Origin of the sequence: Ectopseudomonas toyotomiensis (assembly GCF_900115695.1) — a bacterium.
Lineage (GTDB): Bacteria > Pseudomonadota > Gammaproteobacteria > Pseudomonadales > Pseudomonadaceae > Aquipseudomonas > Aquipseudomonas toyotomiensis.
The window spans coordinates 57,973-73,304 of the sequence record NZ_FOXK01000002.1; the positions used below are offsets into that span (position 1 = coordinate 57,973).

The 15,332-nt window shown below is 63.9% G+C and carries 15 protein-coding genes and 1 other RNA gene; 7 read left to right on the plus strand and 9 right to left on the minus strand.

Features of this window, described 5'->3' with window-relative positions; translation table 11 throughout:
- Window positions 1-116: 116 nt before the first annotated feature.
- On the plus strand, window positions 117-521 hold the full coding sequence (locus BM186_RS03520; protein WP_072423524.1) for a flagellar basal body-associated FliL family protein: 405 nt from the start codon (window positions 117-119) through the stop codon (window positions 519-521).
- A 56-nt stretch (window positions 522-577) separates the two neighbouring features.
- Here the strand turns inward: BM186_RS03520 and BM186_RS03525 are convergent, their stop codons facing one another.
- Genes BM186_RS03525 through BM186_RS03545 form a run of 5 tightly spaced genes read right to left on the minus strand, consistent with a single transcriptional unit; the run spans window position 578 to window position 7,895 of the window.
- Window positions 578-1,702: an ABC transporter permease gene (locus BM186_RS03525; RefSeq protein WP_074913558.1), complete on the minus strand. Its 1,125-nt coding sequence runs from the start codon at window positions 1,700-1,702 to the stop codon at window positions 578-580.
- On the minus strand, window positions 1,702-4,407 hold the full coding sequence (gene rbbA, locus BM186_RS03530) for a ribosome-associated ATPase/putative transporter RbbA (protein WP_074913559.1): 2,706 nt from the start codon (window positions 4,405-4,407) through the stop codon (window positions 1,702-1,704). The genes BM186_RS03525 and rbbA overlap by 1 nt, the downstream gene beginning before the upstream one ends.
- Entirely contained in the window at window positions 4,404-5,495 is a 1,092-nt protein-coding gene (locus BM186_RS03535; protein WP_074913560.1) for an HlyD family secretion protein, read from the minus strand. Before BM186_RS03535 ends, rbbA begins: the two co-directional genes overlap by 4 nt.
- A gap of 44 nt (window positions 5,496-5,539) precedes the next feature.
- On the minus strand, window positions 5,540-7,396 hold the full coding sequence (locus BM186_RS03540) for a sensor domain-containing diguanylate cyclase (RefSeq protein WP_074913561.1): 1,857 nt from the start codon (window positions 7,394-7,396) through the stop codon (window positions 5,540-5,542).
- 49 nt (window positions 7,397-7,445) lie between these two features.
- Entirely contained in the window at window positions 7,446-7,895 is a 450-nt protein-coding gene (locus BM186_RS03545; RefSeq protein ID WP_074913562.1) for an EVE domain-containing protein, read from the minus strand.
- Between the two features lie 194 nt (window positions 7,896-8,089).
- Between BM186_RS03545 and BM186_RS26950 the strand changes: the two genes are divergently transcribed.
- Window positions 8,090-8,221 (plus strand): hypothetical protein, encoded by a 132-nt coding sequence (locus tag BM186_RS26950; RefSeq protein WP_003458646.1) that lies wholly within the window; start codon window positions 8,090-8,092, stop codon window positions 8,219-8,221.
- A gap of 54 nt (window positions 8,222-8,275) precedes the next feature.
- Here BM186_RS26950 and BM186_RS03550 read toward each other — a convergent pair whose 3' ends face one another.
- From BM186_RS03550 to BM186_RS03565, 4 genes are all read right to left on the minus strand, one after another.
- Window positions 8,276-8,872 carry a 5-formyltetrahydrofolate cyclo-ligase gene (locus BM186_RS03550; protein WP_074913563.1) on the minus strand — a complete coding sequence of 199 codons (597 nt, stop codon included), beginning with the start codon at window positions 8,870-8,872 and terminating at the stop codon, window positions 8,276-8,278.
- Between the two features lie 55 nt (window positions 8,873-8,927).
- A non-coding RNA gene (gene ssrS, locus BM186_RS03555) (6S RNA) lies at window positions 8,928-9,106 on the minus strand.
- Between the two features lie 67 nt (window positions 9,107-9,173).
- Window positions 9,174-9,479, minus strand: coding sequence for a cell division protein ZapA (locus BM186_RS03560; RefSeq protein ID WP_017678355.1), 306 nt, complete (start codon window positions 9,477-9,479; stop codon window positions 9,174-9,176).
- Window positions 9,476-9,685, minus strand: coding sequence for a TIGR02449 family protein (locus BM186_RS03565; RefSeq protein WP_003458652.1), 210 nt, complete (start codon window positions 9,683-9,685; stop codon window positions 9,476-9,478). Before BM186_RS03565 ends, BM186_RS03560 begins: the two co-directional genes overlap by 4 nt.
- Before the next feature lie 190 nt (window positions 9,686-9,875).
- Here BM186_RS03565 and BM186_RS03570 point away from each other — a divergent pair, with 190 nt between their 5' ends.
- The 5 genes from BM186_RS03570 to BM186_RS03590 all read left to right on the plus strand — a co-directional run bounded on the left by BM186_RS03570 (window position 9,876) and on the right by BM186_RS03590 (window position 15,320).
- A complete protein-coding gene (locus tag BM186_RS03570) occupies window positions 9,876-10,430 on the plus strand; it encodes a YecA/YgfB family protein (RefSeq protein ID WP_017678356.1) in 555 nt (184 codons plus the stop codon).
- A 19-nt stretch (window positions 10,431-10,449) separates the two neighbouring features.
- A complete protein-coding gene (gene pepP, locus BM186_RS03575; RefSeq protein ID WP_072423516.1) occupies window positions 10,450-11,784 on the plus strand; it encodes a Xaa-Pro aminopeptidase in 1,335 nt (444 codons plus the stop codon).
- 4 nt (window positions 11,785-11,788) lie between these two features.
- Window positions 11,789-12,973 carry a 2-octaprenyl-6-methoxyphenyl hydroxylase gene (gene ubiH, locus BM186_RS03580; RefSeq protein WP_072423515.1) on the plus strand — a complete coding sequence of 395 codons (1,185 nt, stop codon included), beginning with the start codon at window positions 11,789-11,791 and terminating at the stop codon, window positions 12,971-12,973.
- A gap of 16 nt (window positions 12,974-12,989) precedes the next feature.
- Complete coding sequence (locus BM186_RS03585) at window positions 12,990-14,207, plus strand: 2-octaprenyl-3-methyl-6-methoxy-1,4-benzoquinol hydroxylase (protein ID WP_162843946.1); 1,218 nt, start codon at window positions 12,990-12,992, stop codon at window positions 14,205-14,207.
- A 111-nt stretch (window positions 14,208-14,318) separates the two neighbouring features.
- The gene (locus tag BM186_RS03590) at window positions 14,319-15,320 is read left to right on the plus strand and encodes an extracellular solute-binding protein (protein WP_017678360.1); all 1,002 of its coding nucleotides are present in this window, start codon (window positions 14,319-14,321) and stop codon (window positions 15,318-15,320) included.
- The last annotated feature ends 12 nt before the right edge of the window (window positions 15,321-15,332 follow it).

Below are 15,332 nucleotides of genomic sequence, written 5' to 3' on the forward strand. Positions count from 1 at the left end.
AGCGCCCGCTGAGGGTCAACGAGCATGCCGATGCCTGATAGGTCGGCATAAGCGCCGGACTTGGGTGCGGGCCTGTGGATGGCTATGCTAGGCACATCCCCGATGGAGTGCCGAACGTGAAACTGTTGACCGCCCTGCTACTGAGCCTGTCGATCTGCCTGCCTGCCCTGGCCTCTTCGGAAAAGAAGGAGGAGGCTCCTGCGACGATTTATCACAACCTGACGCCAGCGCTGATCGGCAACCTGGCGGATCAAGGCAATCGCCTGAAGTTCTTCAAGGCCGATGTATCCCTGCGGGTGACCGGTACCGAGGCCGAGGAGAAGCTCAAGCAGCATGAACCGCTGATCCGCCATCAGATGGTGATGCTGTTTTCGGCGCAGACCAGCGAGACCATCAACGCTCCCGATGGCCGTGAGAACCTGCGCCTGGAAGCCTTGAAGAAGGTGCAGGACGCGATCAATGGTGAAGAGGGCAAGCCGATTGTCGAAGACCTGCTGTTCAACAATCTGATTATTCAGTGAAAGGGTGCGGCTTCAGCAGCGTGATTTTCGCGGCTGAAGCCGCTCCTACATGTTGTTCAGGCCATCTGCGCCAGGGTCTTGCGAAAACGCGTCAGTGCCGCGACGAAGAACAGCGTGCCGATGCCGGCGATAGCCAGCATGTAGGGCCAGACGATGGTCAGCCCCGCACCGCGATAGAGAATGGCCTGGGCCAGCGCGACGAAGTGAGTGGTCGGCGCCGCCAGCATGATCTGTTGCACCAGCTCGGGCATGCTTTCACGTGGCGTGGTGCCGCCGGAGAGGATCTGCAGCGGCAGCAGCACCAGGATGATCAGCAGGCCCAACTGCGGCATCGAGCGCGCTACCGTGCCGAAGAAGATACCCATCGAGGTGGTGGCGAACAGGTGCAGGGCCGCGCCGGCCAGGAACAGAGCGATGGAGCCTTCGATCGGCACCTGCAGCCAGCCCTGAACCACCAGCAGCAGTGACAGGGCTGCAGCCGTCAGTACCACCAACCCCATCGACCAGACCTTGGCCAGCATTATTTCCAGTGGCGTCACCGGCATCACCAGCAGGTGTTCCACGGTGCCGTGCTCGCGCTCGCGGATCAGCGCTGCGCCGGTGAGGATGATCGACAGCATGGTGATCTGGTTGATCACCTCCATCACCGAGCCGAACCAGGCGCGCGTCAGGTTGGGGTTGAACTGTATGCGCAGCGCCAGTTCGGCCGGCTGCTGCAGCTCGCCACGGTAGCGGTGGACGAACTCGGCCACCTCGCTGGCACCGATGTTTTGGATATAGCCAGCACCGGTGAAGGCCATGCTCACCTGGGTGGCGTCGACGTTGAGCTGGATCGCCGGGCTGCGGCCGGCGAGCACGTCGCGCTGGAAGTTCGGCGGAATGTTCAGGGTGAAGGTATAGCGCCCGGAATCCATGCCGCGATCCATCTCGCTCAGGTCGATGCGCTCCGGCGTACGGAAATAGGGCTCCTGAAAGGCCTGGATCAGCCGCTCGGAGAGCTGCGACTGGTCTTCGTCGACCACGGCGATGGCGGCGTTGTGCAGGCTCTCCGGCATGCTGGTGGCGGCGGAGTAGATGCCCATGCTGAAGGCCCAGAGGATCAGCAGCACCAGTGCCAGATCATGCTGCAGGCTGCGCAGCTCCTTGATGCCGAGGTGGAGGATATTGGCCAGGCGTTCCATCAGACCTCCTGTTTGCGCAGCAGGCTGGCGCTGAGCAGCGTCAGCAAGGGGATGGTCAGCGCCAGGGTAAGGAAGTACCCGACCAGATCATGGAGTTCGAGTGCCTTGGAGAACAGGCCCCGGCTGATCACGAGAAACTGCGAGGTCGGGTAGAGCTGGCCGACCAGCGCGCCGAAACCTTCCAGCGAGGCCACCGGGTAGATCAGCCCGGAGAACTGGATGGCCGGCAGCAGGGTGGCGATGGCGGTGCCGAACACCGCGGCGATCTGGCTCTTGGTAAAGGTCGACATGAGCAGGCCGAGGCCCGTGGCGCACGCCAGGTAGAGCAGGGCGCCTGCCAGCAGGGTTAGCGGGTTGCCCTTGAGCGGTACGTCGAATACGGTCACCGCCAGCAATACCAAAAGAACGAAGTTGAACAGGCCCAATGCGATGTAGGGCAGCTGCTTGCCGAGCAGGAACTCCAGGCGGGTGACTGGTGTGACGTAGAGGTTGATGATCGAGCCCAGCTCCTTCTCGCGCACCACGCCGAGGGCCGTGAGCATCGCCGGGATCAGCATCAGCAGCAGCGGAATCACCGCCGGCACCATGGCCTTGAGGCTTTCCACGTCCGGGTTGTAGCGGTAGCGCACTTCCAGTTCGGCGGCGCTGGCGGCTTGCGGCTGGGGTGAGCGGCGCGCCAGTTCGCTCAGGTAGTGCTGATGCAGGCCGGTGACATAGCCCTTGATGGTTTCGGCGCGGGTCGGCATGGCGCCGTCGATCCACATGCCGATCTGCGGATTGTCGCCGCGCTTGAGGTCGCGGCCGAAATTCGGCGGAATCTCCACCGCCAGGCTGATGTCGCCATTGCGCAGGCGTCGTTCCAGTTCGTCGTAATCGGAGAGCGGCGCCTTCTCCAGAAAGTAGCGCGAGCCGGACAGGTTCAGGTGGTATTCCTGGCTGGTGGTGGTCTGGTCGCGATCCAGCACGGCGAAGCTCAGGTCCTCCACGTCGAGGCTGATGCCGTAGCCGATGATGAACAGCAGCAGCACCGTGCCGAGCAGTGCCATGCCGCCGCGAATGGGGTCGCGGCGCAGTTCCAGCGCTTCGCGCCGGGCATAGCTGAGCAGGCGGCGCAAACTGAACAGCTGGCGCTGCGGTGGTGGTGCCTGTTCAAGCGGCGGCGCCTCGCTGGCGGGCTGTTCGCCAACCGCCTCCTGCAGGTAGGCGATGAAGGTGGCTTCGAGGCTATCCAGCCCGCGTTTTTCCATCAGGCCTTGCGGCGTGTCGCTGTCGAGCACCTTGCCGGCGTGCATCAGCGAGATGCGGTCACAGCGCTGCGCCTCGTTCATGAAGTGGGTGGAGATGAAGATGGTCACGCCGTCACGGCGCGAGAGGTCGAGCATCAGTTGCCAGAAGCCGTCGCGGGCCACCGGGTCGACGCCTGAGGTGGGCTCGTCGAGGATGAGGATCTCCGGCTTGTGGATCACCGCCACGGCCAGTGACAGACGTTGGCGAATGCCCAGCGGCAGGCGTTCGGGGAGCATGTCCATGACTTCGCCGAGGTCGAAGCGTGCTGCCATCTGTGCCACGCGCGGCTCTATCTCAGCGGTCGGCACATGGAACAGCTGGGCATGCAGCATCAGGTTCTGCCGCACCGTCAGCTCGCCGTACAGGGAGAAGGCCTGGGACATGTAGCCGACGCGCTTGCGTGTGGCCATGTCGCGCGGGTCGACGGCCTGGCCGAACAGCAGCGCCTCGCCCTCGGACGCTGGCAGCAGGCCGGTGAGCATCTTCATGGTGGTGCTCTTGCCGCAGCCGTTGGAGCCGAGAAAACCGAAGATCTCGCCACGGCGGATGCGGAACGATACCGAGTCCACCGCGACGAAATCGCCGAAGCGCATGGTCAGGCCCTTGGCTTCGATGGCGATCTCGTTGCTGTCTTGCAGGGGTGGAATGACCACCTGCTGATGTCCGCGGCGGCGTTCCTCGGGCAGCAGGGCGATAAAGGCCTGTTCCAGGCTGGTGCTATGGGTGCGGGTGCGCAGTTCTGCCGGGCTGCCTTCGGCCAGCACGCGGCCGGCATCCATCGCTACCAGATGGTCGAAGCGCTCGGCTTCCTCCATGTAGGCGGTGGCCACCAGCACGCTCATCTGCGGGCGCTGCGTGCGGATGCGGGCGATCAGTTCCCAGAACTGGTTGCGCGACAGTGGGTCGACGCCGGTGGTCGGCTCGTCGAGGATCAGCAGGTCCGGGTCATGGATCAGCGCGCAACACAGCCCCAGTTTCTGTTTCATGCCGCCGGACAGCTTGCCTGCCGGGCGCTCGCGGAACGCGGCCATGCCGGTGCTGCGCAGCAGATCGTCGATGCGCCGCTCGCGCTCGGCAGCGTCCTGGCCGAACAGGCGGCCAAAGAAGTCCAGGTTCTCGAACACCGACAGTGTCGGATAGAGGTTCTTGCCCAGGCCCTGCGGCATATAGGCGATATGCGGGCAGACACGGCGGCGATGGCGGGCATCGGCCATGTCACCACCGAGCACCTCGATGTTGCCTTCCTGAATCTTGCGCGCACCGGCGATCAGCGCCAGCATACTGGACTTGCCGACGCCGTCCGGACCGATCAGGCCGACCATGCGACGCTCTGGCAACTGCAGATCCACCTTCTGTAGGGCCTGGGTCTGGCCGTAGCGCAGGCCGACGCCAGCCAGGCGTGCGACCGGGGCGTTCATTGCGGAACCTTGATCGCCAGATGCGTGGGCCACTCGGCGTCAGGATCGAGGCGCAGGTAGGCCATGCCTGGTACGCCGGTCTTGACCTGCTGCAGGTGTTTGCTCAGCAGCTCGGGGTCGATGCGCGCCTTTACCCGGAACATCAGCTTCTCGCGTTCGCTGGCGGTTTCCACGGTCTTCGGCGTGAACTGGGCGACGCTGGCGACATAGCTGACCTTGGCTGGAATCACGTATTGCGGTGCGGCGTCGATCACCAGGCGCACCTCGCTGCCCAACGCGACGCGACCTGCCTGGCGCTCGGGCAGGAAGAAGGTCATGTAGACGTCGGTCAGATCCACCAGGTTGAGCAGCTTGCCGCCGGCACCGAGCACTTCGCCGGGTTGAGTGACGCGGTATTGCACGCGGCCGGCGCGTGGTGCCTTGAGCTGGCTGTCGTCGATGTCCACCTGCAGCCTCTCGACGCTGGCGCGGGCCGCTTCGGTGGCCGATTGCGCTTCGATGGCCTGCGACTGGGCTGCAGCTATGCCGGCCTCGGCCGAGCTGACCTGAGCGCGCGCGGCGGCCAGCGCGGCCTCGGCACTCTGCAGGCGGGCCAGGTCGTCATCCAACGTCTGCTGAGGCAGGGCGTTGCGCTTGACCAGCGTGGCGCTGCGCGCGTGACGTTTGCGCGCGGCATCCAGCTCCGCCTGGCGTTGGTGCACCACGGCCTCGGCGGCAAGTTTTTCGCTTTGACGCAGGCTGATCTGGCTGGCGGCGGTGATCTGGCCATTCTCTGCCTGACGCAACTGGGCACGGGCCTGGGCCAGTTGGGCTTCGAGCACCTGGGTGTCCATGCGGGCGAGAATCTGGCCGGGCTCGACGAAGTCACCTTCGTCGACTTCGATGCTGGCGACGCGCCCGGCTAGTTTGGTCGCCACATCCACTTCGGTGGCTTCGATGCGCCCGTTACCGCTGGCGAACCCCTCGCCCAGCCCCGCTGGGCGCAGTTGCCACCAGGCTGCGGCCGCCAGCAAGGCCAGGCTGGCGGCGATCAGATAGGGCAGGCGGCGTTTTGCGTTGGTCATCTCGGCTTCCCTGTAGCGCCCCATGGCTGGGGGCTATCACGACATTTCCATTGTCTGCCAGATGCGCCTCAGGGGGCTTGATGCAGGTCAAGCGCGGGGGGCTGCCACAGGCAGGTTCGGTTGCGACCCTCATGCTTGGCACGATACAGCGCCTGATCACCTTGGGCGAGCAGTTCGCCTGGCTGTTCGTCGCTCACTGGGTCGACCACCGTGATACCGATGCTCAGGGTCAGGTGGCCGAACGGGCTGGCCGGGTGATGGATATCCAGGCTGGCGATGGCTGCATGGACGCGCGCGGCGACCTGCTCGGCACCCTCCAGATTAGTGTTGGCGAGAATGATCGCGAACTCCTCGCCACCGTAGCGGCAGGCCGTATCGCCTTCGCGTTGCAGGCTGTCGCGCAGGGCTGCACTGACTCTGCGCAAGGCGTCGTCACCGGCGAGGTGGCCCAGTGCATCGTTGTAGGCCTTGAAGTGGTCGATATCCAGCATCAGCAGCGCCAAAGGCGCGTTGAGGCGGCGCAGGCGGCGCCATTCGGCGAGCAGTTGCTGATCGAAGTAACGGCGGTTGTACAGCCCGGTCAGGCCGTCGAGCTGCGACAGGCGCTGCAGTTGCGCTTCCAGTTGCAGTCGCTCGCTGTTGTCGCGGGAAACGGCGATCAGGTATTCGCGGTCATGCAGTTGCACCAACTGGGTGTTGATTTCGGCTGGTTGGCGACTGCCATCGCGGCGGATCAGCTCGCGCTGGAATATCCGCGAAAGGTTGTCGCGCTGCGCCTGGCGCGCCTGCTCCAGCCAGCGGTGGAAGCCTGGCAGAAGTTTCTCCGGATCATCGCGCAGCAACTCGGCGAACTGTTCAGGGCGATAGCCAAGCGTGGCGTAGGTGGCCTGATTCATATGCAGCAGCTCGCGGGTGCCGCTGTCGAAGATGAACAGCCCGTCATGGCTGGAGTCGGTCAGGTCCAGCACCAGCTGTAGACGCTCGCGGTTCTCGCGCAGGCGCTGCTCGGTCTCTTCGCGGCGTTCGGCCTCCAGCTTGAAACGGCGGTTGGCCAGTTGCAGGGCATGGGCGCGACGGCTGTTCTCCAACGCCAGGGCCAGGGCGGCGACCAGTAGCAGGCTGATCGCCAGGCTGGCGCCGAGCACCACGCCGGGCAAGGGCGACTCGAGCTGGTCGAGCAGTTGCTCGGTGGGGCTCAGGCGCAGGCTGAAGTCCTGATTGTTGAGCAGACTCAGGCCCAGTTGCAGGCTGTGTCGCGCATCGGTGTCCGCTGCGCCATGACGGAACAGGCTGTGACTGTTTTCCAGCAGTTCGAGGTTGAAGGCTTCGCGATCGATCTGGGTCAGCAACTGCAGCATCAGCGGTTCGACGCGAAATACCCCCTGGAGGAAACCGTCGAACACCTTGGTACCGTCATGCTCACGGTACAGCGGTGTGTAGAGGACGAAGCCGCGTCCGCCCTGGACCAGATCGAAGCTGTTGGAGAAACGCTGTTCGCCGCTCTCGCGAGCCTCCATCGCCAGTGGGTAATTGGGGTGCTCCGGGTCCAGGCGAAAATTCAGCGCCGCTTCGTTGCCGGCCACCGGTAGCAGCCAGCGCATGCGTAGATCGTCGCCGACCCACTGGATTGATTGATAGGCGGGAAAGCCTCGCAGTACACGCTCCACCTCCTCACCCCAACTGGCATGCGGCAGGCGGCCCAGGCTGTTCCACAAGCGGGCGATGCGCTCGAGGCTGGCCACCTCCAGGTGCAGCGTGCTCTCCAGCTGACGCGCCAGGCTGCGTGCCTGGTAGCCGATACGCTCATCGACACGCTGTTGCTGTACGGCCTCGATCTGACGCCAAAGCAGAACGCTGGCGCCGCTCAGCACCAGTAACAGGAACGCCAGCGCAAGTCGCGCCGGCCAGGGGGAGGATGCCGGCATGGAAAAACTCCTAGGCTCTGTGTCGTGATAGCACAGTGCCGCATGCGACTCAACGCATGGCGAGAATTGCTGTCCATTCGGCATCGCTCACCGGCATCACCGACAGGCGACTGCCCCGTTGTACCAACGCAAGTTCGGCCAGTAGCGGATTGTTCTTCAGTTGCTGCAGCGCCAGCACCTCGTCGAAGGCTTCGTCGAACTCGACGTCCAGAGCGCTCCAGGGGTTCTTCTCGGTACTGGCCTTGGGATCGTGATAGTGGCTTTGCGGGTCCAGCGCGGTGGGGTCCGGGTAGATCTCGCCGGCAATACGTGCAATACCGGCGATGCCGGGTTGTGGGCAGCTGGAGTGATAGAAGAAGAACAGATCGCCCGGCTTCATTGCGCGCATGAAGTTGCGCGCCTGGTAATTGCGTACGCCATCCCAGCGCGTTTTGCCCAGTCGTTGCAGGTCGTGGATGGACAATTCATCGGGTTCGGACTTCATCAGCCAATAAGGCATGAACTTTGCTCCTGCAGGTCTGTCCGTAAGCGGACGCTCGTTTGAGGGATATCTCCGACGGCCGGTTGGCGCCGGAAATTGCACAGTGCTTGGCGCTGACGGAAAATGCCCGGCTTAACGCTTGGCGCCGTCGTATTGCACACAACAATAACGCGCGACCAACGCGCGCATTGCCTTGAAGGGGGAGGCAATAGATGAAACGTAAGCCAGATCTTTTGTGGGTTCTCGTCGTACTGTTCAGCCTGGGCGTGGTTACCACGGGTTACACCCAGAGCCTTTGGGAGCGCCAGAGCGAAGCTCCGATCAATGTAACGCAGCAGCCCTGATTCGCGGACTGCCAGCGTAAGCGCCGCAGGGAACGCGGTGCCGCATCTTTCGATTCAATACCACGCCTTGTCCGTCACCGTTGCCTGCAAGGGCACGTCCCAGCTGGCCATCGCCAGTTCTTCCACGCGCTGACACTCATGCGCCAGGCCCAGTAGTGTCGGCATGTGCCAATTTTTGCGCATGCGCAGATAAGCCAGGCTGCGGTCGTAGAACCCGCCGCCCATACCCAGGCGCCCGCCGCGATCATCGAAGCCCACCAGCGGTAGCAGCACCAGATCCAGCGCCCAGACCTTGCGTTGGCGCTTGGGCTGCGTGCGTGGCTCAAGGATGCGAAAGCGATTGCTCGCCAGTTTCTCGTGCTGGCTGACGCGCTGAAACACCATCTTGGTGCGCGGCCAGGCGCTGAGCACCGGCAGGTAGGTGTGTTTGCCGCGCTTGTGTGCGGCGGCCAGCAAAGGCCTTGGGTCGATTTCGCCATCGTTGGGCAGGTACAGGGCAATATGCCTGGCGCGGCGAAACTGCGGGCTTTGTGCCAACTGACGATACAGGTTACGTGCGGCAAGACGTTGCTGGCTGCGGCTGAGTGCGCGACGACGCTGGCGCAGCACGCGGCGCAGTTGCGGGCGACTGAGAGTGGCGGGCGTAGTCATGAAAGGAAGTTTGGACGAGGCGGGTAGCAGCGCTGAAGGTCACTGCTGGACATGATGACTTCCCGGCGTGCCGCTGTCGGTTTAGCCCTTGAACCCGAAAGTTCAAGGTGGAGGTTGCAGGAGGCGTTAAGGCTTTCCGTCAGGCGGACATGCACACCGGCCCCAACGTGCAACCCCCGTGGTTGTGCGTATCGGCTCAGGGACATCACCGACTGGCGCACACCCCAGGAAGTTGCGCCCAGTATACCCGAACAGAGGGTCTGCGGGGCGGCCTGCGACGAACTGGCAGGCATGACGGTGCTCAGGAGCTCGGGTCGTCGGCCAGTGCATGGTCGACACGATCGAGCAGGTCGCGCACCTGCTGGCGGGTGGAATTGGCGTCCTGATCCAGGCGCTGCTGCTTGTGCAGCAGGTCGTGGGTGATGTTCAAGGCTGCCATCACGGCGACGCGGTCGGCACCTATCACTTTGCCGCTGGTACGGATCTCGCGCATCTTGCCGTCCAGGTAGCGAGCCGCGCTTTCCAGATTGGCGCGTTCGTCCTGCGGGCAGGCGATGCAATATTCTTTGTCCAGAATATGGACGGTCACGGTGTTCGACTGGGTCATGAGTCCTGCTCCAGGGCTTTAAGGCGCGAAATCATCGATTCGACCTTGTGCCGGGCCATTTCGTTCTTTTCGATCAGATGGGCGCGTTCCTCACGCCAGGCCTGTTCGTTCGCCAGCAGGAGTCGGTTGTGAGCCTTTAGCTGCTCGACACGCTGGATCAGCAGTTCCAGCTTGGCGGTCAATGCGTGCAGATCGGCGTCTTCCATGGGCTCTCGCTATGGGATGGCTGGCTGGACTGTATAGGCCTGTCCCGGTTACGGGTCAAACCCAGATAGCAGTGGTGTGATGCAGATGGCGGCATCACCCCGGCGGCCTCGGATGGTCTTGCCGCGTCTGCCGGTGCTAGGATACGAGGCCTCCATTCTAGAGATTGCGCCGCCTGGCGCCTAGCTATCTATGTCGATTCCAAGCTCTCCCTACGCCGCCTTCGCCGCTCTGCTCAATAGCGCCGGGCATTCCGTTTCCCCTGCCGAACTGCACGGCCTGCTGCTTGGTCGCAGCTGTGCTGGCGCTGGCTTCGACGCCGATGCCTGGCTGCTCGACGCGGCCGACCTGCTTGGTGGCGAGCCTCAGGACAACGTGCGCCAGGCGCTGATCGGCCTGCAGGAAATGGTCAAGGGTGAGCTGTGCAGCGAAGACGTCACCGTGGTGCTGCTGTTGCCGGATGACGAAACCCCGCTGGCGCAGCGCGCGGTCGCTCTGGGGCAGTGGTGTCAGGGCTTTCTCGGTGGCTTCGGCCTGACCGCTCGTGACGGTGCGCTGAGTGCCGAAGCCATGGAAGTGTTGCAGGATCTCTCCGCCATCGCCCAGGTGCAGAGTGCACTGGAAGAATCGGAGGATGGCGAGAGCGACTACATGGAGGTGATGGAATACCTGCGTGTGGCACCGCTGTTGCTGTTCACCGAGTGCGCCAAGCCTGCGGCACCTGCTGCTAAACCGTCCCTGCACTGATTTTTCGTCGGAGCCTGCCTTGATCAGCATCCCCAAGTCCGAATATGCCCGTCGGCGCAAGGCGCTGATGGCGCAGATGGAACCCAACAGCATCGCCATTCTGCCGGCGGCGCCGGTGTATATCCGCAATCGTGACGTCGAGCATGTGTACCGTCAGGACAGCGATTTCCAGTACCTCACCGGTTTTCCCGAGCCGGAAGCGGTGATGGCGCTGATTCCTGGGCGCGAGCATGGTGAATATGTGCTGTTCTGCCGCGAGCGTGATCCCGAGCGCGAGTTGTGGGATGGCCTGCGTGCCGGCCAGGACGGTGCGATCAGCCAGTTTGGCGCCGACGATGCTTTCCCCATTGGCGATATCGACGACATCCTGCCGGGGCTGATCGAAGGCCGCGAACGTGTCTATTACGCCATCGGCAGCAATCAAGAGTTCGATCATCGGCTGATGGAGTGGGTCAACCACATCCGCGCCAAGGCGCGCCAGGGCGCTATGCCGCCAAACGAATTCGTCGCCCTCAACCACCTGCTGCACGACATGCGCCTGTACAAATCGGCCGCCGAAGTGAAGGTGATGAAGGAAGCTGCCGAGATCAGTGCGCGCGCTCATATCCGTGCGATGCAGGCGAGTCGCGCCGGCCTGTTCGAATATCACCTGGAAGCCGAGCTGGACTACGAATTCCGCAAGGGTGGGGCGAAGATGCCGGCCTATGGCAGCATCGTCGCCGCCGGCCGCAATGCCTGCATCCTGCACTACCGCGAGAATGACGCGGCGCTCAAGGACGGCGATCTGGTGCTGATCGACGCCGGCTGCGAGATCGACTGCTACGCCAGCGACATCACCCGTACCTTCCCGGTCAGCGGCAGGTTTTCGCCCGAGCAGAAGGCTATCTACGAACTGGTGCTCAAGGCCAACGAGGAGGCATTCAAGTTCATAGCTCCAGGCCGGCACTGGAACGAGGCCCATGAGGCTACCGTGCGGGTGATCACTGCCGGCCTGGTCGATCTGGGTCTGCTTGAGGGAGATGTTGACGAGCTGATCGCCAGCGAAGCCTACAAGCCTTTCTATATGCATCGCGCCGGCCACTGGCTGGGCATGGATGTGCATGACGTCGGCGACTACAAGGTCGGCGGGCAGTGGCGCGTGCTGGAGGTCGGCATGGCGATGACCGTCGAACCAGGCATCTATATCGCCCCTGACAACGACAAGGTCGCCAAGAAGTGGCGCGGCATCGGCGTGCGCATCGAGGACGACGTGGTCGTGACCAAGAAGGGCTGCGAGATTCTCACCAATGGGGTGCCCAAGACCGTTGCCGAGATCGAGGCACTGATGGCGGCCGCTCGCACCGAGGCGGCCTGAGCCCATGTCACGCATACAGCTGGCCATTATCGGCGGCGGCCTGGTGGGTGCCAGCCTGGCACTGGCGCTGCAGGACACGGCGCGTCAGCGTGGTTGGCGCATCGCCCTGATCGAACCCTTCGCCCCAGGCAGCGAATACCAGCCCAGCTATGACGCGCGCTCTACCGCGCTGTCCTATGGCAGCCGGTTGATCTACGAGCGCCTGGGCCTGTGGCAGAGCATTGCCCAGCGGGCCGAGCCGATTCAGCAGATTCATGTGTCTGACCGCGGCCGCTTCGGTGCCACGCGCCTGCAGGCCATCGAGGAAGGCGTGCCGGCGCTCGGTTACGTAGCTGAGAACGCCTGGCTCGGCCATTGTCTGTGGCAGGCGCTGGATCAGGATGTGATCGAGTGGCGTTGCCCGGCCGAAGTGGTCGGCATGCAGCGTCTCGACGATGGCTATCGCCTGACCCTGAACGACGAAACCTGCCTCGACTGCGACCTGGCGATTCTCGCTGATGGTGGGCGTTCCGGCCTGCGTGAGCAGCTTGGTATCGGCGTCAGCAGCAAGCCCTATGGGCAGAGTGCGCTGATTGCCAACGTCAGCCCGCTGGAGGCGCATCGCGGCCAGGCCTTCGAACGTTTCACCGATGATGGCCCGATGGCGCTGCTGCCCCTGAGCGACAACCGCTGCGCACTGGTCTGGACGCGCGCCGCGGCTGACGCCGAACGTCTGTTGCGCGCCAGCGAGTCAAGTTTTCTCAGCGAGTTGCAGCAGGCTTTCGGTTATCGCCTGGGTGCCTTGCGCCAGGTGGGTGCGCGGCATCTCTATCCGCTGAGCCTGGTCGAGGCGCAGGAGCAGGTGCGTCCGCATCTGGTGGTGCTGGGCAATGCCGCACACAGCCTGCACCCCATCGCCGGCCAGGGCTACAACCTGTCGTTGCGCGATACCCTGGCGCTGGCCGAGGTGCTGATCGGCAGCGAGGCAGCACTGGGCGATTTCGCCACCCTTCAGCGTTACCAGCAAAGGCAGCAGCTCGATCAGCAAATGACCGTCGGCTTCTCCGACCAGGTGACGCGCCTGTTCAGCAACGCGCAGCCGCTGCTGACCGCCGGGCGTAACCTGGGCCTGCTGGGCCTGGATCTGCTACCACCGGCCAAGCGCTGGTTCGCCCGCCAGGCGATGGGCATGGGCACGCGAAGTCTCTGACAGCCAAGGAATGAATATGCGAGCGGATCTGATCATCGTCGGTGCCGGAATGGTCGGCAGCACCCTGGCCCTGGCATTGGAGCACAGCGGTCTGGACATTCTGATCGTCGACGGCAGCCCGCTGAGCGTGGCGCCGTTCGACGTGCAGGCGCCGTTCGAGCCACGTGTCAGCGCGTTGTCGATGGCCAGCCAACGCATTCTCGAACGCCTGGGCGCCTGGCAGGGCATCGCCACTCGGCGTGCCTGCCCCTACGGCGAGATGCGCGTCTGGGATGGCTCCGGCACCGGCAGCATCCACTTCGCTGCGGCCAGCGTGCATGCGGAGACGCTTGGCCATATTGTCGAGAATCGCGTGGTGCAGGATGCCCTGCTCGAAAGGCTGCACGACAGCCAGATCGGCCTGCTGCCTGGCGCGCGCCTGGAGCAGCTGCGCCGCTCCGGCGACGACTGGTTGCTGACGCTTACCGATGGTCGCCAACTGCGCGCACCGCTGCTGGTCGCGGCCGACGGCGCCAACTCCGCGGTACGCCGCCTGGCCGGCTGCGCCACGCGCGAGTGGGATTATCTGCACCATGCCATCGTCACCAGCGTGCGTTGCGAGCGAGCGCACCAAGCCACTGCCTGGCAACGCTTTACCGACGATGGTCCACTGGCCTTTCTGCCGCTGGCAGGCCCTGCCGGCGAGCACTGGTGCTCGATCGTCTGGTCGACCGTGCCGGTCGAAGCCGAGCGCTTGATGGCGCTGGACGACGAGGCTTTCTGCATCGAGCTGAGCAAGGCCTTCGAATCGCGCCTGGGCAAGGTGCTGCACGCCGACCGCCGTCTGTGCATCCCGCTGCGCCAGCGTCATGCCAAGCGTTATGTCGAGCCTGGGCTGGCGCTGATTGGCGATGCTGCGCACACCATCCATCCGCTGGCGGGGCAGGGCGTCAACCTGGGTTTCCTCGACGCTGCCGTGCTGGCCGAGGTGCTGCTGCATGCCGCCGAACGCGGTGAGTGCCTCAGTGATGAGCGCGTGTTGAGCCGTTTCGAGCGTCGGCGCATGCCGCACAACCTGGCGATGATGGCGGCGATGGAAGGCTTTCAGCGCTTGTTCCAGGCCGACCCGTTGCCACTGCGCCTGCTGCGCAACGTCGGTCTCGACCTGGTGGATGGTCAGGCCGAGGCCAAGGCGCTGTTCGTGCGTCAGGCGCTTGGGCTGGCCGGCGACCTGCCGGAACTGGCGCGAGCCTGAGCTGACGCAACTTGTAATAACTGCTGCGTGTCGTCTCGCTGTTTACGTTGAGAAGGCAAATAACATTCACTACTATTCAGCCACTTTGCTCACCCACAAGAGGCTGGTCCCATGAAGGCTCGCAACGCGCTTCTCGCTGCATTCACTCTCAGCACCCTGGCAACCGCCGTTCAGGCTGCTGATGAGGTGGTGGTCTACTCCGCCCGTATCGACGAGCTGATCAAGCCGGTATTCGATCTCTACACCGAGAAGACCGGGGTCAAGGTGAAGTTCATCACCGACAAGGAAGCCCCGCTGATCGCCCGTCTCAAGGCCGAAGGTGCCAACACCCCGGCTGACCTGCTGATCACCGTCGACGCCGGCAACCTCTGGCAGGCCGAGCAGGAAGGCGTGCTGCAGCCGACCAAGTCCGATGTGATCGACGCCAATATCCCCGCCCAGTACCGTTCCAGCACTGACAGCTGGACTGGCCTGTCGCTGCGCGCGCGGACCATTTTCTACTCCACCGAGCGCGTCAAGCCGGAAGAGTTGTCCACCTACGAAGCCCTGGCCGACAAGAACTGGGAAGGCCGCCTGTGCCTGCGCACCAGCAAGAAGGTCTACAACCAGTCGCTGACCGCCACCCTGATCGAAACCCATGGCGCCGAGAAGACCGAGGAGATCGTCAAAGGTTGGGTCAACAACCTGGCCACCGACGTATTCCCGGATGACACCGCGCTGCTGCAGGCCATCGACGCCGGCCAGTGCGACGTGGGCATCACCAACACCTACTACTACGGCCGTCTGCACAAGCAGCAGCCGGATCTGAAGGTCAAACCCTTCTGGCCGAATCAGGACGACCGTGGCGTGCACGTCAACCTGGCCGGTGCCGGTGTGACCAAGCATGCACCGCATGCCGAGCAGGCCAAGAAGCTGCTGGAGTGGATGACCACCCCGGAGGCACAGAGCATCTTCGCTGGCGTCAACCAGGAGTTCCCGGCCAACCCGGCGGTCGCACCGTCCGACGAAGTGGCTGCCTGGGGCAGTTTCAAAGCTGACTCGATCGCCACCGAAGTAGCCGGCAAGCGTCAGGCTGAAGCGACCATGCTGATGGATCGCGCCGGCTGGCAGTAAAGGGGATCGTGC